This is a genomic window from Micromonospora sp. LH3U1, assembly GCF_028475105.1.
Classification (GTDB): Bacteria; Actinomycetota; Actinomycetes; order Mycobacteriales; family Micromonosporaceae; genus Micromonospora.
In genome coordinates, this window is the sequence record NZ_CP116936.1 from 6,542,533 (window position 1) to 6,558,413 (window position 15,881).

Here is a 15,881-nt window from a genome sequence, read left to right on the forward strand (position 1 = left end):
CAGGTTACTCGTTGAGGAAGCCGGAGATGCGGTCCCGCAGGTCGGCGCGTTCCGACCAGAGGACGCCGGGCCGGTCGTACACGTGCAGGGTGGCCTGGGGCAGCGCGACGGCGAGCCGCTCGGCAACCTCGACCGGGTGCAGGTCGTCGCCCGCGCAGCCGATCACCAACGCCGGCGCGGTGACCGCCGACAGGTCGCTGATCTCGCGCAGCGGCGTCTGCTCCGCCAGCGTGGCCAGGCCGTCGGCCAAACCGTCGCGGAGCAGTTGGTCAAGTCGCTGCCGCAGGTACGCCCAGCCGGCCGGAGTGTTGCGGATCGCCGCGGGCAGCTCCAGTGAGACGACGTCGGCGACCGCCGAGGCGTCCCCGCTCTGCACCGCCTCCAACAGGTCCGTGACGCGTTCCCAGGCGACCGGCCCGCGCGGCTCGTCGAGCACCGCCGGCAGAAAGAAGACCAGCTTCTCGAAACGCCCCGGGCTCTCGGCCAGTAGCCGGCAGAGGGCACTCGCGCCGAGGCTCGCGCCGAACGCCCGACTGGCCCGGCCGAGGTCCGCGATCGCCCGCAGATCCCGGGCCAGGTCGAGGTAGGTCCACGGCCCGTCCGGGGCCTCGGAACGGCCGTGCCCGCGGAACTGGAAGAACACCTTGCGGCCGGTCACCCCGCTGCCGAACGGACGGGTGGTGGCGATGCCGTTGCCCAGCCCGTGCGCGAAGACGGTCACCGGATCACCGGTGCCGGTGACCAACCGCTCCAGCCGTACACCGTGTGGGGTGGTGACCAGCTCGGTCTCCGGCTCCGGCAGCGCCGGTCGGCCGGTACGCGGCCCACCCGGACCGGGCCCCCAGGTGCGGGGCCCGCTGTCCGGTGGAGGTGGCCAGCGGAAACCTCTCACCAGAACCCTTTGCCGTCGCCAAGCTCGCGCAGGCCGACTCGGACGTCGAGGAGGTAGATCAGACCGGCAGCGATGCCGACCAGTCCGAAGAGGCTGATCGGCCCGAAGCCGAGCAGAGTCAGTAGGAGGCAGACCGCCAGGATGGCGATCCAGCCACCCTTGGGCAGCGTCCCGATGGCGGGGAAGGCGTCAGAGCGCTGCGTGATCGCGTGCACCAGGGCGACGCCCTGGACGATCAGCGCGAAGACGAGCAGGATCAGCTGGATCACTTCACGGACGGCAAAGGCGAAGATCGGCGCGGCGTTGGCCATGCCGGCCAGTTTATGTCGAGGACCCCGGCTACGTCCGACAAGGACGCCGCCGGGGTCGTCGACATGACGAACTACTCGGCCGTCGGGCTGGTCCGCTTGGTGGCCCGGGGAAGCTTCGCCGACGGGCTCGCGGCCGGCTTGGGAGCCTTCGGCGCACGGGCGGCCTTCTTGACGGCGGCCGGCTTGGCCTCGGCGATCTCGGCCACGTCGGCCGGGGTCGGGATGTCGGCCGGGGTCGACACGTCGGCCACGGTCAAGGTGGTGGCGACGGCCGGAGCGGTGGCCGGCGTCACGGCCTGGGTCGCCTCGATGTCGGCGTTGACCGTCTCGGCGGCCTCCAGCACACCGGCGCCGACGACCCGCTCACCGCGGGCGACCAGCGCACCGTAGGCGGCGAACGCCCGCTCCTGGGCGGCCTGGGCGCCCGCGACCACCAGGGCGGCGTTGCGGGTCGCGGCGGCGCGCAGCTTGTCGGGGTCGGCAACCTCGCGCAGCTTGGCCAGGTCGGCAGCCTCGCGCAGCTTGTTCAGGTCGGCCGAGTCGCGCAGCTTGGCCAGGTCCAGCTCGGCCTGTGCCCGGCCGCGCAGGGTGCCGGCGGTCTCGTTCACGGTACGCAGCGTCTCGGTGGCCTTCTGGCGCAGCTCGAAGCCGGTCAGCACGGCCCGACCACCCAGGTCGGCGACGACCCGGGTGCCGAGGACGCCGACCACGGCCGGCAGCTTGCGCAACTGCTCGAGGGCCAATTCACCCGCGCCAGCGGCGGCGTAGATCGGGGCGGGGATGCGGTTGGTCTTCGGCTCGCTCATGACGTCTCCTCTTCGGCCGCCTCGGCGGCCTTCCGGACCGCCGGACCGGCGGCCTTCTTTTCGGGGGTGTTGGTGCTGCTCGGGGCGGGGGCGGCGCCCGCCTCGGTGACGGCGACCGACTCGAGCACGGCCTCGGTGGGGGTGCCGCCTGCGGTGGTGGGGCCGGTGGCGGCCAGGTTGGCCACGTCGGCGGGCTGGTCGGCGACGTCGGTCGGGGTGGTGGCCCCGGCCGTGCCGCTGCCCTCGTCGGCCTGGGCTTTGGTCGCGCCGCTGTCGTCGGCGGCGGCCTGGGCCTCGGCGAGCCGGGTGTTCTCCCGGCGGAATGTCTCGTAGATCTGGCTGAGCGACTGCTTCTGGGCCATCGTCAGGTCGGCGTCCACGGCGATGGCGGCGAGCACACCGTGGCCTTCCTTGTCGTCGAGCAGCCCGGCGCGTAGGTACATCGCGGGAGTGGAGACCCGCAGCGCGCTCGCCAGTTGCTGGAGCACCTCGGCGCTGGGCTTGCGCAGGCCGCGCTCGATCTGACTGAGGTACGGGTTGCTGACCCCCGCCTGCTCGGCGAGCTGCCTCAGCGAGATCTTGGCGTTGCGCCGCAGATCGCGGATGAACCCGCCGACGTCGGGAAGGTCCTTGGGTGTGGCCATGACAGCGACGCTAATCGTCCGCGCTAGCTCTTGCAAGCAAAACGCTAGCCATAGTTAGCAAGGTCTCAGCATCCCGTTTGCGCGCCGCTCGTCCGATCCGTACGGTCCGTCCGTGCACAAGATCACAGTCAATGGAGCAAGCATCGCGTACGACGAGGCGGGCACCGGTTCGCCCGTCGTTCTGCTGCACGCCGGCATCGCCGACCGGCGGATGTGGCGGGGCCAGCTGTCCGCGCTCGCCGCCCGGCACCGGGTGATCGTTCCGGACCTGCGCGGCTACGGCGACTCGGAGCTGCCCCGACCCCGTTCTCGCACCATGACGATGTGGCCGGACTGCTGGACGCGCTCGACCTGCCCCGGGCCGCCCTGGTCGGCTGCTCCTTCGGTGGGTCGGTCGCCATCGACACCGCGCTGGCCCACCCCGACCGGGTGAGCGCCCTCGCGCTGTTCGACACGGCGGTCTCCGGCAACGAGTGGTCCGACGAGGCGAATGACCTCTGGGACGAGCTGGTCGGAGAGGTCGACCCCGACGACTTCGTCGCCGGCGCATCCGGCGAGGTGCGGTTCTGGGTGGTCGGCCCGGGCCGTCAACCGGAGGACGTCGACCCCGAGCTGCTCGCGTTCGCGCAGGAGATGGACCAGCGTGCGCTCGCCGCCGAGCTGGCACTCGGCGCGGTCGAGGTGGGAGAGCTGACGCCGCCAGCGATCGACCGTCTCGGTGAGCTGAAGGTGCCCGTCCTGGTCACCGCCGGGGCCGTGGACGTGCCGGACATCAGCCGGCTCGCCGACCGGATCGCCGCCGAGGTTCCCGGCGCGGTACGAATGCCCGACGTGCCGAATGCCGCGCACCTGCTGCCACTGGAGCGCCCGGAGCCCGTCAACGCCGCCCTGCTCGACTTCCTGAGCTGAACGCGCGGCACCGGTTCCACGGCGCCCGGCGGCAGGGCGCTCACCAGAGCGGGCGGACCGCGCCGACGGGAACGGCACCGCCGAAGAGCGGCACCTCGGCGTACTCGGTCAGCACCGGAGCGTCCACGCCGAGCCGGCGCAGCGCCGAGACGAGCACCGGCATCCTGGCACGGTCGGCGCCGTCATCGATCTTCAGAGCGACGGCGCCGATGCCCGGCAGCGCCACCGCGATCACGCCCTCGGCGCCGACCTTGGCCAGCAGGCCCGGGACACCGCGCATCAGCCGGGTGTCGTCGGCCTGGGTGCCACCGACGATCTCCGGGTGGGCGCGCATGGCGTCGGCCACCGTACGCGGCACCGATCCGGGTTCGGCGTCGACCAGCCGGAGGTACGCCCCGGCCAGACCGGTCAGCGACACCGCGAGCACCGGGGCACCGCAGCCGTCCACGCCCACCGCCGCCGCCTGCTCGCCGGTGAACTCCTCGATGGCCGCCCGCAACCGCTGCTGAAGCGGGTGCTCCGGCCGCCAGTAGCCGTCCAACGGCCAGCCAGCGGCCTCGCAGGTCAGCAGCATCCCGCTGTGCTTGCCGGAGCAGTTCATCTGCACTCTGGTGGGGCCGCCACCGGCGCGCAGCACCGCCTCCCGGGCCGCAGCGCCCACCGGCAGGTCGGGCGGGCAGTGCAGCGCCGATGCGTCCAGCCCGGCGCGCTCCAGCAACGCACCGACCCGGGCCAGGTGGAACTCCTCACCCGCGTGACTCGCCGACACCAGCGCCACGTCGGCCGGGTCGGTCAACGTCAGGCCGGCGCGGAGCATCCCGATCGCCTGCATCGGCTTGCTGGCCGAACGGGGGAAGACCGGCGACGTCACGTCCCCGGCGGACGCCACCGGCAGACCGGCGGCGTCCAGCACCACCACCGAGCCGCGGTGCGCACCCTCCACGAACCCGGACCGGACCACCTCGGCGAGCGGCGCGCCGCCCTCGTACGTCTTCGTCACGCGCTGGACGGTACCGACGGTCCCGGGGTGCGTGGCGGCGGGGTGACCAGGACGTCCACCGCCCGGGTGACAGGGGTGCCGGACAGGCTCGGCCTTACAACCCGAGTAGCGCGCGGGCCTCGGCGGTGGTGAGCGGCGGGCGCTGGGCGAGCTGCGCGAAGCCGACCGCGCGGGCGACCAACTGCATGTTGGACTCCACCGGGCGGCCCTTCGCGTACGTCACGGTGTCCTCCATGCCGACCCGCAGGTGGCCGCCCGTCGACAGCGAGGCAAGCAGCACCGGGATCGTGCTGCGGCCAACGCCGGTGGCCGAGAAGGTGGTGCCCTCGGGCAGGTCCCGCAGCATCCGGTGGGCCGCGACAAGCGTCTCGGTGTTGCCCGGCATCCCGCCCGGCACACCCATCACGAAGTCGACATGCACGTGCCCCCCGGCCGGCAGCCCGTACTTGCCGAGCAACCGCTGCAACGCGGACAGGTGGCCGAGGTCGAAGATCTCGTACTCCGGCACGATCCCGCGTTCCTGCATCCGGGTGTGCAGGTCGACGATGAACTCCCAGCGGTTGAGGAAGACGTCGTCGCCGAAGTTGACCGTACCCATGGTGCAGGACGCCATGTCCGGCCTGGCGTCGAGCACGGCGAGTCGGGCGGCCTCCGGGTCGGTCACCGCGCCGCCGGAGGAGAGCTGCACGATCAGGTCGGTGCTCTCCCGCAGCGCGGCCACCGTGTCGGCCAGACGCACCGGGTCGAGGGTCGGCCGCGCCGCATCGTCGCGGATGTGGACGTGGATCACGGCAGCGCCGAGTGCCTCGCACTCCTTGGCGGTGAGCAGCAGCTCGTCGAGGGTCACCGGCAGCGCCGGCACCTCCGCCTTGGCCGACTCCGCGCCGGTCGGGGCAACCGTGATCAACGTTCCTGTCGTCATGCCGGCGATCCTAGACGGCCCGCTCAGGACGGGTCGATCGCCGCCGCGGTCTCGCCGATCCGCAGCGCGGCATCGTCCGCGACGTTCCGCTTCAACACCGCGAGGGCGACCTGGCCCAACTCGTGGTGCAGCACGGCGGTGCCGACGAAGCCAACCGCCCGGCCGTCGAGGGTCACCGGCGTACCGGCGGCCGGCGGCTGGTCGGTGGTCACCCCGTCCAGGTGCAGCAGTACGAGGCGACGCGGCGGCCGGCCCATGTTGTGCACCCGGGCCACCGTCTCCTGGCCCCGGTAGCAACCCTTGTCCAGATGCACCGCCGGGGCGATCAGGTCGACCTCCGCCGGAATGGTCCGGTGGTCGGTGTCCACCCCGACCCGGGGTTGCCGGGCGGCCACCCGGATCGCCTCGTACGCCCAGAGCCCCGCGAGCGGCACGCCGGCGCCACGCAGTTCCGCCACCACCTGGTCCATCGCCGACCGGGGCACCAGCAGGTCCACCCCGAGCGGGCCGCGTCGGGCCCAGCCGCCGGTCGGCAGCGGCCGGACGTCGTACCGGACGCTCGCCCGGGGTGGCACGACACCGTGGGGGAACTTCGGACCCGGCACCGGGAGCAGGTCCGGCGCGGCCAGCCCGGTCACGCCGAGCGTGCCCAGCGCCTCCGTCGCCGCCGGCCCGACCAGCGACAGCAGCGCCCGCTCGGCGGTCGCGTCGCGCGGGTCGACCTTGCTGAAGAACCGCATCTTCTCCAGGTAGGCCAGTAGACCTTCGGTGGCCCCCGGCTCGGTGTCCAGCCAGGTGGTCTCGCCGTCCTCCGCGACCAGGGCGTGCTGCTCGACGTGGCCGTGCGGGGACAGCACCAGCAGTTCGGTGCCCTCACCGGCGGCCAGCGTGGTCAGGTGCTGTGAGGTGACCGTGTGCAGCCAACCGGCCCGCTCTTCCCCGGGCACCGCGATGACCCCTCGGTGCGACCGGTCGACCAGGCCGACCTCGGTGTCGAGGGTGCGCTGCTCGCGCAGCGGGTCGCCGTAGTGCGCGGCCACCCCCCGCACCCCGGCCGCGACGTGCGCCGGATCCGGCTGGTCGCGGCTGGCCTCGTCGATGCTCTCGACGGCCACCGCACCCGCGATGTCGATCATTTGTCGTCCCCGTTCTCGCAGCGTACGCAGACGCCGAAGAGTGACACGTGCCCGATATCCACCAGGAACCCCCGCTGCGCGGCCAACTGGTCGGCGAGCGGACGGAGCAGCTCGGGATCGATCTCGTCGATCGCGCCGCACTCCCGGCAGACCAGGTGGACGTGTTGGTGCTCACCGGCGGCGTGATAGGTCGGTGATCCGTGCGACAGGTGTGTGTGGGTGACCAGGCCGAGCCGTTCCAGCAGCTCAAGCGTGCGATAGATGGTGGTGATGTTGACGCCGGCGGCGACCTCCCGGACGGCGGTGTGCACCTGCTCCGGGCTGGCGTGCCCCAGATCGAGCACCGCCTGGAGGACGAGCTGCCGCTGGGCCGTCAGCCGCAGCCCACGGGCCCGCAGCATTTCCGCGAGGGAGGATTCGGACACCGTCCGATCATAGTTCGGCCACCATGCCAGTCCCCGCACCGCGACCGACCGCCGCTAGGCTCGACGGTCATGGTGATGTCGTCCGTCGGGAAGGTCGCGGCCGACCCGACCGCGCGGATCGTCGTTCTCGGGCGCGGCCCGGTGCCGGTCGGCGACCCCGTGCTCCGCGGCGACGACCTCGGCGTACTCCGCGGCGACGGCCTCTTCGAGACCATGCACCTGCGTCAGGGCCGACCGTGGCTACGCGACGAACACCTGGCCCGCCTGGTCGCGGCGGCCACCGCCGTCGACCTGGCCCTGCCTCCCACCGCCGCGCTGATCGACCTGCTCGACGAGGTACGCGCAGGCTGGCCAGCGCAGGTGGAAGGGGCACTTCGGCTGGTCTGCACGCGCGGCCCGGAGATCGGCGGCCCGCCGACGGTCTACGCCACGCTGGCCGAGGTGCCGGCGTCGTCCCGGGTGGCCCGGCGGAACGGGATCAGCGTGGCCACCCTGCCGCTGGGCGTGCCCGCCGACGCCCGCAACGGGCTGAGCTGGCTGCCGGCCGGGATCAAATCCACGTCGTACGCGGTCAACACCGCCGCCCGCCGCTGGGCCGACCGGGCCGGGGTGGACGACGTGCTCTGGATCTCCTCCGACGGGTACGCGCTGGAGGGCCCCACGGCCAACGTGGTGTGGCTCACCGGCGGCACGCTCTGCACGGTGCCCGCCGCCACCACCGGGATCCTCGCCGGCACGACCGTGGCCTGGCTGCTCGACCACGCCGACGAGTTGGGCCTGGGCGCTGCCGAGCGGATGGTCACCCCGGCCGAACTGCACGCGGCGGACGGCGTGTGGTTCACCTCGTCGGTACGCGGGGCCGCCGAGGTCCACACGCTGGACGGGGTGCGTCGGGCCAACTGCCCGCGCACCCCCGCCCTGCAAGCCCTGCTGGGTTTCCCCGTCTAGATCAGCCGCCGACCCGGACGAGCCGGGCGGAGAGGTGCGGGCTGAGCCCGTGCCCCATGGCGGCCATCTCCTGGGCGTAGAGCAGTGCACCCTCGACGATGCCGTAGAGCCGCTTCCCGCCGGTGACCTCCTTGGCGGTCGGGGTCCGGATCACCGCGTCGGTGGCGAACTCGATCTGGGTACCGGTGCGCTTGCCGAGGTGCAGCTCCATCACCCCCGTCGGGGTGGTCAGCAGCACCTCCAGCTCATCGGTCGCCCGTCCATCCACCAGCACCGGCCGCCACCAGCCGGCCTCACGACCGGCCGGGCGGACCGGCTTGCTCTGCTCGTCGAGGATCCAGGCACGGGACTCGTAGTGCAGGAACGGCCGGCCGTCGTGGCTGATCCGGATCTCCTGCGCGTAGTCGAAGTCCTCGATGGTGGGGAAGCCGCCCTTGCCCCGGCCGCGCCACAGGCCGACGTAGGGCAGCAGGCCATCCAGCGCGGGATGCAGTTTCGGCCCGACCCGCAGGTCGTGACTCTCCTCGAACGGGTATTCCTCGACCGGCGGCGCGTTCAACCACGGCGGCTGCAGCGGGTTCTCGCTCACCCTGCCACCTTCGTTCGCGACTGCGGGGCTCGCAAGCCCGGCTCACTCCTCGCGCTCACCCTGCCACCTTCGTTCGCGACTGCGGGGCTCGCAAGCCCGGCTCACTCCTCGCGCTCACCCTGCCACCTTCGTTCGCGACTGCGGGGCTCGCAAGCCCGGCTCACTCCTCGCGCTCACCCTGCCACCTTCGTTCGCGACTGCGGGGCTCGCAAGCCCGGCTCACTCCTCGCGCTCACCAACGTCCTCTCGAAATGCGTACGGCAAGGTAGACGAGGCCACCGGCGAGCCCGCCCAGGCCGGCGACCAGCAGGCTGACAAACCCGATCTCGGTAACCATCCCGGCCATCCTATGCTGGGCCTCATGGCCCGCAATCTCGTCGTCAAGGCCACCGCGGGGGCGGATGCCCCGGAGCGGTGCGCGCAGGCATTCACGGTCGCCGCGACGGCGGTCGCGGCCGGGGTGGACGTGTCGCTCTGGCTGACCGGTGAGTCGACCTGGTTCGCCCTGCCCGGTCGCGCCCAGCAGTTCGAGCTGCCGCACTCCGCTCCGCTGGCCGAGTTGCTGCACGTCATCCTCACCAGTGGCCGGGTGACCGCCTGCACCCAGTGCGCGGCCCGACGGGAGATCGGCCCGGACGACGTACTGCCCGGGGTCCGGATCGCGGGTGCCGCGGTCTTCGTCGAGGAGTCGTTGGCCGAAGGCGCGCAGGCACTGGTCTACTGACCGCCGCCGCGGCGGATCCATCCGAGTGGAGTGCCGATACCGACCCGACATCTCGGACGGCTGCCTACGATTCGGATGTGACCGAGGCGACGGAGAGGTTCTTCGAATCACTGCCGTCGCGCGCCCCTGATGTCCTGGGCGGCCTGGCCGACGGGACCCTGCAGATCGACCTCGGCAGCGACCACCGGACCGAGCACTGGCTGGTCCGGATGCGGCCCGGCTCGGTGCAGATCAGCCGCGAGCGCGGGCCCGCCGACGCCATCTGGTACAGCAGCGCGGCCCTCTTCGACCGACTGATCGCCGGCGAGGCCCAGGGTGTCGCGGCGGTGCTGCGCAACGAGAGCACGTTCAGCGGGAACGTGGTGCTCTTCCTCGCCTTCCGCCGGTTCTTCCCGAACCCGCCCGGCACCCGCGACCCCCGCGAGGCGGCCCGCAAGGCAGCAGGGCGACCGGTGTGAAGGAACTCGTCAGCATTCTGGACGGCAACACCTTCCTGGTCAGCGACCGGCGGGGGGACATCGAGCCGTCCTACGACTTCCCCACCGGGTTGTTCTCCTTCGACACCCGGTTCCTATCCACCTGGATGCTCACCCTGGACGGCGAGCGGCTGCACGCCCTCTCCGTCGACGACAACGAGTCGTACCGCACCAAGTTCTTCCTGGCCCCCGGTGAACCCACGCACTATCTGGACGCGAAGGCATCGGTGATCCGCAGTCGGGCGATCGTGGGCAGCTTCGAGGAGGAGCTGACAGTGCTGAACCACACCGGTGCGGAGGTCGAATTCACCGTCCGAATGGACATCGGAGCCGACTTCGCCGACCTGTTCGAGATCAAACATGCCCGGCCGAAGCAGGGCCGGGCCACGGTCTCGGTCGCGGAGAACGAGCTGCGGCTGACCTACCGGCGGGAGGCATTCCACCGGGAGACACTGGTAAAGAGCACTGCGCCCGCGCAGGTCGACGCGGACGGGATGACGTTCCGGATCCGGATAGCCCGCAACAGCCGGTGGACCACCCGGCTGCACGTCTCCAGCGTCGTCTACGGGGCGCGTGGCGAGGACATCCGGGCCACCCTCCCGTACGGCGGCAGCCGCAGCGCGGACGTCATCCGGGCCGAGCAGCAGGAACTGATCGACCGGGCGCCGAAGCTCGGCTGCGACTGCGAGCCACTGGCCGGGGCGTACCGGCGCAGCCTCAACGACCTGGCGGCTCTGCGCTACGAGTCGATCGCCCTGGGCGTGCGACTGATCGCCGCAGGACTGCCCTGGTTCATGACGCTGTTCGGCCGCGACAGCATCATCACCTCGTTGCAGGTGCTGCCGTTCCTGCCGGAGCTGGTCCCGCCAACCATCCTCATGCTGGCCGGGCTGCAGGGGCACCGGGTGGACGACTTCCGGGACGAGGAGCCCGGGAAGATCCTGCACGAGCTGCGGTACGGGGAGACCGCCGGCTTCGAGGAGCAGCCGCACTCGCCGTACTACGGGTCGGCCGACTCGACGCCACTGTTCATCATCCTGGTCGACGAGTACGAGCGTTGGACGGGTGACGCCGCGCTGGTCCGTCGACTGGAGCCGCAGGTCCGGGCGGCGCTGGAGTGGATCGACACCTACGGCGACCTGCTCGGCACCGGCTACCTCTGGTATCAGACCCGCAACCCGGACAGTGGTCTGCAGAACCAGTGCTGGAAGGACTCCTGGGACGCCATCTCCTACGCCGACGGCGAGATGCCCGGCTTTCCCCGGGCGACCTGCGAGTTGCAGGGCTACGCGTACGACGCGAAGATCCGGGCCGCCCGGCTGGCCCGGACCTTCTGGAACGACCCGGAGTACGCCGACAGGTTGGAGCGGGAGGCCGCCGATCTCAAGCGGCGGTTCGACCGTGACTTCTGGATCGCCGACCGCGGGTACTACGCGCTCGCGCTGGACGCCGACGGCCGGCAGGTGGACGCCCTGACCTCGAACATCGGGCACCTTCTGTGGAGCGGCATCGTGGACGAGTCCCGCGCTGGCAAGGTGGTCGAGCACCTGCTCGGGCCACGCCTGTTCTCCGGTTGGGGAGTGCGTACGCTCGCCGAGAACGAGGGACGGTACAACCCGATCGGGTACCACGTGGGCACCGTCTGGCCGTTCGACAACTCGATCATCGCCTGGGGGTTGTGGCGGTACGGCTTCCGCGACGAGGCCGGGCTGATCTGCGACACGATGCTGGCGGCGTCCCGGTACTTCGGGGGGCAGTTGCCGGAGGCCTTCGCCGGCTACGCCCGTGACCTCACCGACTACCCCGTGGAGTACCCGACCGCGTGCAGCCCGCAGGCCTGGTCGACGGGCACCCCGCTACTGCTGCTGCGGGTGATGCTGGGGTTGGAGCCGCAGGGCGAGCACCTGATCATCGACCCTGCGGTGCCACCGGGCATGGGCCGGGTCGAGCTGCTGGACATCCCCGGCCGGTGGGGCATGGTCGACGCGTTGGGTCGCAGCCGAGACCCCGAGGATCAGCCGAGCGGCGGCTGACCCACGCGGGCTGCCCGACTCAACCCGGGCAGCCGACGGTCGCGGCCACTCGGGTGGCGTCCGGGCCGAGCTCGGCCAGCACCGTGACCGTTCCGGTGCGGTACGCGTACACCGGGGGTTTGTCCAGCAGTGGGGCGCCGCCGGCCAGCGGGGCGAGCGCGGCCACCGAGGCGGCCGGGCCGGAACCACCCGACGACCGCGCGGCACGGGCCAGCCCGCCGCCCGGGCAGGGCGCGGTGACCAGCTCCGGCGCGGCGTCGCTCGGCCGGTCGAGCGCCCGCAGCGCGGCGGCCAGGGCGGCGACCTCCGGGCCGGCAGCGGTGGCCGGGGCCGGCGTGTAGCCGGAGCCGACCGGCCGGCAACCGGTGTCGGCGATCAGCCGGACCCGTCCGTCCACGGTCGGCCGCCCCGCGACGGCCACGAACTCTCCGGCGTCGGCGTGCAGCTCGGGGCCGTCCAGCCCGGGCCCGACCCCGGCCCGCCAGCTCGCCGGCAACCGCTCGGCGATGCCGGCCAGCACAGCCTGCTCAGTGCCGGTGGGCGCAAGCACGACGACCTCGCGCCGCAGCCTCGCCCCGTCGGCGAGCGGGGTGACTCGGCAGCCAGACGCGATCCGCGGCGGGCCCAGCTCCAGCAGATTGGCCGCACCAGCCGCCCGGGTCAGCTCGCCGACCGCCCGGTCGACCACCGGGCCGGCCTGGTCGAGAGAGCGCTGTTCGCGCACGGTCGGCGGATCGTCACGTACCGACGTCCAGGTGAGCAGGGCCAGCAACACGGCCCAGGCCGCGGTCGCGGCCAACAACCAACGCCGCCACGACCGGGCGGGTGCCGGCGCGGCGGGACCGGTCGACGAGGCCCAACCCGTTTGGACAGCACCGCTCACCCGGCCATGGTGTCACGGGTGGTCCGCCGGCCCGGCGGCGGAGGCGGCGGTCCGGGAACTGGGCGACGGCCTGCGGTCAGGCAGGCGGGGGCAGAGGGCCGAGCCGATAGCCGACCCCGCGCACGGTGTGCACCTGCGGTCCGCCCGGCAGAGCCCGCAGCCTGTGCCGGAGCCGCTTCATCGTGGAGTGCAGGAGCGCGGTGTCCGCGCCACCCAGGACGGAGGCGCAGAGCTGTTCGTAGCTCCACAGCACCAGTGGCGGGCCGACCAGTCGGACGAGCAACTCCCGCTCGGTGGGGGTGAGCGGGAGCGGTTCGTCGCGCCAGGTGACCCGGCCCCCGGCCCGGTCGACGACCAACTTACCCCAGCTGACCGGCCCCTGCGGTGCCACCGGTGGGGCGACCGGCCCGACGGCCGGCGTCGCGCCACCCGGCGACGGGAACAGCATCGCCCGCAGCTGAGCCAGGTCGGCGCAGCTCACCACCGAGCCGACCCCGTCGAGTTGACGCAGCACCCGCTCGCGCACCGCGACATCAGCGCTGACGCAGACGACGATCGGGACCTCTGCACCGGACATGCCGCCGCCACCCGCACCAACGGTGATTTCCACCCGTAGATAGTGACGCACGCCGATGGATTTCGGGGTCCTGCCCTCGATCAGAATGACGCCACGTCATCAACCAGCTACGCAGGGGCCACCCCGCCAACGGGACGCATCTCGGACACACGCAACGACCGGGGTCGGCCACCCGAGTGGGTGACCGACCCCGGTCGATCAGAGCAGTGGGTCAGGCGACGGTGACAGCAACCTCGTTGATGCCCCGGCCGGCCGTGACGGCGGTGTCGCCGTTGCCGTGCCGGGACAGCGCCCGCAGCGTCCAGGAACCCGGCGCGGCGAAGAACCGGAACTGGCCGGCCGCCGAGGTCACCACCTCGGCGGTGAACTCACCGGTCGAATCGAGCAGCCGGACGTACGCGCCCGGCACCGGCTCGTCCTCAGCGGAACTGACGATGCCGGTGATCACGGTTTCCTTCTCCAGGTCCAGCCCGGCCGGCAGCGGCGCGGCCTGGTCCGGTGCGGCGCAACCTGTGGCGGTGGGAATGGTCATGATCAGGCCTCCCCGGGTTCGTCACCGAGGGCGACCGGCACGCCGACCAGCGAGCCGTACTCGGTCCAGGAACCGTCGTAGTTCTTGACGTTGGGGTGGCCCAGCAGCTCCTGGAGCACGAACCAGGTGTGCGAGGAACGCTCACCGATGCGGCAGTAGGCGATGGTCTCCTTGCCGTCGTCGAGCCCCGCGTCGCCGTAGATCCGGCGCAGCTCGTCGTCGGACCGGAAGGTGCCGTCCTCGTTGGCCGCCTTGGACCACGGAACGCTGATCGCGGTCGGGATGTGCCCGCCCCGCTGCGCCTGCTCCTGCGGCAGGTGGGCGGGGGCGAGCAGCCGGCCGGCGAACTCGTCGGGGCTGCGCACGTCGACCAGGTTCTTGGTGCCGATCGCGGCGACGACCTCGTCGCGGAAGGCCCGGATGGAAGTGTCCGGTTCCTGCGCGACGTACTGCGTCGCCGGGCGGGACACCGCGTCGGTGACCAGCGGGCGGGCATCCAGCTCCCACTTCTTGCGGCCGCCGTCGAGCAGCTTCACGTCGCCGTGACCGTAGAGCTTGAAGTACCAGTAGGCGTATGCGGCGAACCAGTTGTTGTTGCCGCCGTAGAGGATGACGGTGTCGTCGTTGCTGATGCCCCGCTCGGAGAGCAGCGCCTCGAACTGGGTCTTGTTGACGAAGTCCCGGCGGACCTGGTCCTGCAGGTCGGTCTTCCAGTCAATCTTGATGGCGCCGGCGATGTGGCCGGTGTCGTAGGCCGAGGTGTCCTCGTCGACCTCGACGAAGACGACGCCCGGGGCGTCGAGGTTCTTCTCGGCCCACTCGGCCGAAACGAGTGCGGTGTCGCGACTCATCGAATCACTCCCTGGTGAGGATGGATGGTGAGCCAACGCGCGAGTATCGATGGGTGTGGCTGTCGCACCACGCGCGGGACCCAGCGGAAGGACGGGATCACGGGTTCGTGCGACGGCGCCGCTGCCGGGCGTTCGGTGGGATAACCGGAGGGTGCGAGAACCCTGTGCCGGTGGCCGCCGTCAGGCGGCCGGAGACAGCCCCGCCGTCAGATGACGGGGCGACACAGGCAGGTGGCCACGCGACACAGGTCGACCGCGCGCCGTTTGGTGAGGTGGGTCCCCATGGCCAGGGAGCTTACCAGCCAGTGACCGTGCTGCCACTGATCCGACCACCATCCGGGAATCGCCAACGCCACCGGCGGGTTCGACGTCCCACCGCTGGTCTCGGATCAGCCAGCGGAGTTGATCGGCACGTTCTTCGCGTCGGCGGTGACCGCCAGCCCCTCCGGCAGCGGTCGGACCTCCCGGACAGCGAGCTGGAACGGCAGGTCAGGCAGAGGCACGTCGATGGAGATGCCCTTGGCGTAGTTGCTCAGCAAGGCGCGCGCCAACGGCAGGTTGGGCAGGCCGGCCGCGTCCAGATCGTTGAAGCGGAGGGCGACCGCACCGTTGTCGGCGACGGTGACGTCGGCGGTGCCGCTGACGGTGAGCTTCTGACCGAGGATGTCGACGGGGGCGGTGACGGCGAGCTTGCCGTTCTGCTCGCCGAGAGTGAGCCCCGGCCGCTTCAGCAGCGCGGCCAAACTGTCGTAGCTGATCGTGCCCGTGCCATTGACCGTGTCCGCGACGATGTCCCCCTGCCCGGTGCGCAGGGTGTCCAGCGAGGCTCGCACATTCCGGGCGTCCACATCGAGCACCGGCAGCCGTACGGTGTCACCCTCCACCGGGGCCTGCACGTCCCGCAGGTTGATGGTGATCCGCTGGTAACGGCCATCCAGCACCTGGGTGAGAAACGGAGTTCCGGCCACTTCCACATCGGGCTCGGCGGACTGCGCACCCTGCTTGGCGACCTCCTGACGGACCCGGTCGGCGATGGTCCGCTCAGCCACCCCGACCGCCACCCGGTCGGCGACCACCAGCAACCCGGCTACCAGCAGCAGCAGGACGAACAGGCCGATGAGCAGCTTGCGGCCGCGCCGTCGGGGCCGCGTCCCCTCCGCCGGATAGTCCTGCGCCACCGCCGCCTCCTGTCTTCGCCCGCCGCGCCGCGACGAGTCGTCCTT

Annotated in this window: 20 protein-coding genes and 1 pseudogene; 5 read left to right on the forward strand and 16 right to left on the reverse strand. The window is 71.9% G+C overall.

Features of this window, described 5'->3' with window-relative positions; all coding sequences use genetic code 11:
- Positions 1-4: 4 nt before the first annotated feature.
- The 4 genes from PCA76_RS30035 to PCA76_RS30050 all read right to left on the reverse strand — a co-directional run bounded on the left by PCA76_RS30035 (position 5) and on the right by PCA76_RS30050 (position 2,653).
- A complete protein-coding gene (locus PCA76_RS30035) occupies positions 5-892 on the reverse strand; it encodes an alpha/beta fold hydrolase (RefSeq protein WP_272613777.1) in 888 nt (295 codons plus the stop codon).
- Positions 889-1,203, reverse strand: coding sequence for a DUF2516 family protein (locus PCA76_RS30040; protein WP_272613778.1), 315 nt, complete (start codon positions 1,201-1,203; stop codon positions 889-891). The genes PCA76_RS30035 and PCA76_RS30040 overlap by 4 nt, the downstream gene beginning before the upstream one ends.
- Before the next feature lie 71 nt (positions 1,204-1,274).
- On the reverse strand, positions 1,275-2,009 hold the full coding sequence (locus PCA76_RS30045) for a hypothetical protein (protein ID WP_272613779.1): 735 nt from the start codon (positions 2,007-2,009) through the stop codon (positions 1,275-1,277).
- On the reverse strand, positions 2,006-2,653 hold the full coding sequence (locus tag PCA76_RS30050) for a helix-turn-helix domain-containing protein (RefSeq protein WP_272613780.1): 648 nt from the start codon (positions 2,651-2,653) through the stop codon (positions 2,006-2,008). Before PCA76_RS30050 ends, PCA76_RS30045 begins: the two co-directional genes overlap by 4 nt.
- A gap of 211 nt (positions 2,654-2,864) precedes the next feature.
- Between PCA76_RS30050 and PCA76_RS30060 the strand changes: the two are divergent.
- A pseudogene (locus tag PCA76_RS30060) lies at positions 2,865-3,562 on the forward strand (alpha/beta fold hydrolase).
- A 40-nt stretch (positions 3,563-3,602) separates the two neighbouring features.
- On the opposite strand, the gene PCA76_RS30065 reads toward PCA76_RS30060, so the two are convergent.
- From PCA76_RS30065 to PCA76_RS30080, 4 genes are all read right to left on the reverse strand, one after another.
- Positions 3,603-4,562, reverse strand: a complete 960-nt coding sequence (locus PCA76_RS30065; RefSeq protein WP_272613784.1) for an asparaginase — start codon at positions 4,560-4,562, stop codon at positions 3,603-3,605.
- 94 nt (positions 4,563-4,656) lie between these two features.
- On the reverse strand, positions 4,657-5,484 hold the full coding sequence (locus PCA76_RS30070; RefSeq protein WP_272613785.1) for a 3-keto-5-aminohexanoate cleavage protein: 828 nt from the start codon (positions 5,482-5,484) through the stop codon (positions 4,657-4,659).
- Between the two features lie 23 nt (positions 5,485-5,507).
- Positions 5,508-6,620 carry a CAF17-like 4Fe-4S cluster assembly/insertion protein YgfZ gene (ygfZ, locus tag PCA76_RS30075; protein WP_272613786.1) on the reverse strand — a complete coding sequence of 371 codons (1,113 nt, stop codon included), beginning with the start codon at positions 6,618-6,620 and terminating at the stop codon, positions 5,508-5,510.
- Positions 6,617-7,045, reverse strand: coding sequence for a Fur family transcriptional regulator (locus PCA76_RS30080; RefSeq protein ID WP_272613787.1), 429 nt, complete (start codon positions 7,043-7,045; stop codon positions 6,617-6,619). Before PCA76_RS30080 ends, ygfZ begins: the two co-directional genes overlap by 4 nt.
- Positions 7,046-7,114: 69 nt before the next feature.
- On the opposite strand from PCA76_RS30080, the gene PCA76_RS30085 reads away from it, so the two are divergent.
- Positions 7,115-7,993, forward strand: a complete 879-nt coding sequence (locus PCA76_RS30085) for an aminotransferase class IV (protein WP_272613788.1) — start codon at positions 7,115-7,117, stop codon at positions 7,991-7,993.
- A gap of 1 nt (position 7,994) precedes the next feature.
- On the opposite strand, the gene PCA76_RS30090 is transcribed toward PCA76_RS30085, so the two are convergent.
- Together PCA76_RS30090 and mtfM are read right to left on the reverse strand one after the other, a co-directional pair.
- Positions 7,995-8,582, reverse strand: a complete 588-nt coding sequence (locus PCA76_RS30090) for an FABP family protein (protein WP_272613789.1) — start codon at positions 8,580-8,582, stop codon at positions 7,995-7,997.
- A gap of 232 nt (positions 8,583-8,814) precedes the next feature.
- The gene (gene mtfM, locus PCA76_RS30095) at positions 8,815-8,919 is read right to left on the reverse strand and encodes a small membrane protein MtfM (protein ID WP_030327764.1); all 105 of its coding nucleotides are present in this window, start codon (positions 8,917-8,919) and stop codon (positions 8,815-8,817) included.
- A 12-nt stretch (positions 8,920-8,931) separates the two neighbouring features.
- Here mtfM and PCA76_RS30100 point away from each other — a divergent pair, with 12 nt between their 5' ends.
- The 3 genes from PCA76_RS30100 to PCA76_RS30110 all read left to right on the forward strand — a co-directional run bounded on the left by PCA76_RS30100 (position 8,932) and on the right by PCA76_RS30110 (position 11,815).
- Complete coding sequence (locus tag PCA76_RS30100; protein ID WP_272613790.1) at positions 8,932-9,306, forward strand: DsrE family protein; 375 nt, start codon at positions 8,932-8,934, stop codon at positions 9,304-9,306.
- Positions 9,307-9,383: 77 nt separating this feature from the next.
- Complete coding sequence (locus PCA76_RS30105) at positions 9,384-9,764, forward strand: SCP2 sterol-binding domain-containing protein (RefSeq protein WP_272613792.1); 381 nt, start codon at positions 9,384-9,386, stop codon at positions 9,762-9,764.
- Positions 9,761-11,815, forward strand: a complete 2,055-nt coding sequence (locus PCA76_RS30110; RefSeq protein WP_272613793.1) for an amylo-alpha-1,6-glucosidase — start codon at positions 9,761-9,763, stop codon at positions 11,813-11,815. Before PCA76_RS30105 ends, PCA76_RS30110 begins: the two co-directional genes overlap by 4 nt.
- Before the next feature lie 19 nt (positions 11,816-11,834).
- Here the strand turns inward: PCA76_RS30110 and PCA76_RS30115 are convergent, their stop codons facing one another.
- From PCA76_RS30115 to PCA76_RS30135, 6 genes are all read right to left on the reverse strand, one after another.
- A complete protein-coding gene (locus PCA76_RS30115) occupies positions 11,835-12,698 on the reverse strand; it encodes a hypothetical protein (protein WP_272613795.1) in 864 nt (287 codons plus the stop codon).
- Between the two features lie 76 nt (positions 12,699-12,774).
- Positions 12,775-13,275 carry a winged helix-turn-helix domain-containing protein gene (locus PCA76_RS30120; protein WP_272619729.1) on the reverse strand — a complete coding sequence of 167 codons (501 nt, stop codon included), beginning with the start codon at positions 13,273-13,275 and terminating at the stop codon, positions 12,775-12,777.
- A 211-nt stretch (positions 13,276-13,486) separates the two neighbouring features.
- The gene (locus tag PCA76_RS30125; RefSeq protein WP_272613796.1) at positions 13,487-13,807 is read right to left on the reverse strand and encodes a DUF1416 domain-containing protein; all 321 of its coding nucleotides are present in this window, start codon (positions 13,805-13,807) and stop codon (positions 13,487-13,489) included.
- A 2-nt stretch (positions 13,808-13,809) separates the two neighbouring features.
- The gene (locus tag PCA76_RS30130) at positions 13,810-14,658 is read right to left on the reverse strand and encodes a sulfurtransferase (protein WP_272613797.1); all 849 of its coding nucleotides are present in this window, start codon (positions 14,656-14,658) and stop codon (positions 13,810-13,812) included.
- Between the two features lie 206 nt (positions 14,659-14,864).
- On the reverse strand, positions 14,865-14,942 hold the full coding sequence (locus PCA76_RS32705) for an Ms5788A family Cys-rich leader peptide (RefSeq protein WP_310503780.1): 78 nt from the start codon (positions 14,940-14,942) through the stop codon (positions 14,865-14,867).
- Positions 14,943-15,047: 105 nt separating this feature from the next.
- Positions 15,048-15,836, reverse strand: a complete 789-nt coding sequence (locus PCA76_RS30135; protein ID WP_272613798.1) for an LmeA family phospholipid-binding protein — start codon at positions 15,834-15,836, stop codon at positions 15,048-15,050.
- Positions 15,837-15,881 lie beyond the last annotated feature (45 nt).

Bases quoted from the DNA above. Each gene is read 5' to 3' on its own strand.
- PCA76_RS30070 (WP_272613785.1), bottom strand. From the start codon at position 5,484: ATGACGACAGGAACGTTGATCACGGTTGCCCCGACCGGCGCGGAGTCG.
- PCA76_RS30100 (WP_272613790.1), top strand. From the start codon at position 8,932: ATGCTGGGCCTCATGGCCCGCAATCTCGTCGTCAAGGCCACCGCGGGG.
- mtfM (WP_030327764.1), bottom strand. From the start codon at position 8,919: ATGGTTACCGAGATCGGGTTTGTCAGCCTGCTGGTCGCCGGCCTGGGC.
- PCA76_RS30040 (WP_272613778.1), bottom strand. From the start codon at position 1,203: ATGGCCAACGCCGCGCCGATCTTCGCCTTTGCCGTCCGTGAAGTGATC.
- PCA76_RS30050 (WP_272613780.1), bottom strand. From the start codon at position 2,653: ATGGCCACACCCAAGGACCTTCCCGACGTCGGCGGGTTCATCCGCGAT.
- PCA76_RS30085 (WP_272613788.1), top strand. From the start codon at position 7,115: ATGGTGATGTCGTCCGTCGGGAAGGTCGCGGCCGACCCGACCGCGCGG.
- ygfZ (WP_272613786.1), bottom strand. From the start codon at position 6,620: ATGATCGACATCGCGGGTGCGGTGGCCGTCGAGAGCATCGACGAGGCC.
- PCA76_RS30125 (WP_272613796.1), bottom strand. From the start codon at position 13,807: ATGACCATTCCCACCGCCACAGGTTGCGCCGCACCGGACCAGGCCGCG.
- PCA76_RS30120 (WP_272619729.1), bottom strand. From the start codon at position 13,275: ATGTCCGGTGCAGAGGTCCCGATCGTCGTCTGCGTCAGCGCTGATGTC.
- PCA76_RS30045 (WP_272613779.1), bottom strand. From the start codon at position 2,009: ATGAGCGAGCCGAAGACCAACCGCATCCCCGCCCCGATCTACGCCGCC.
- PCA76_RS32705 (WP_310503780.1), bottom strand. From the start codon at position 14,942: ATGGGGACCCACCTCACCAAACGGCGCGCGGTCGACCTGTGTCGCGTG.
- PCA76_RS30130 (WP_272613797.1), bottom strand. From the start codon at position 14,658: ATGAGTCGCGACACCGCACTCGTTTCGGCCGAGTGGGCCGAGAAGAAC.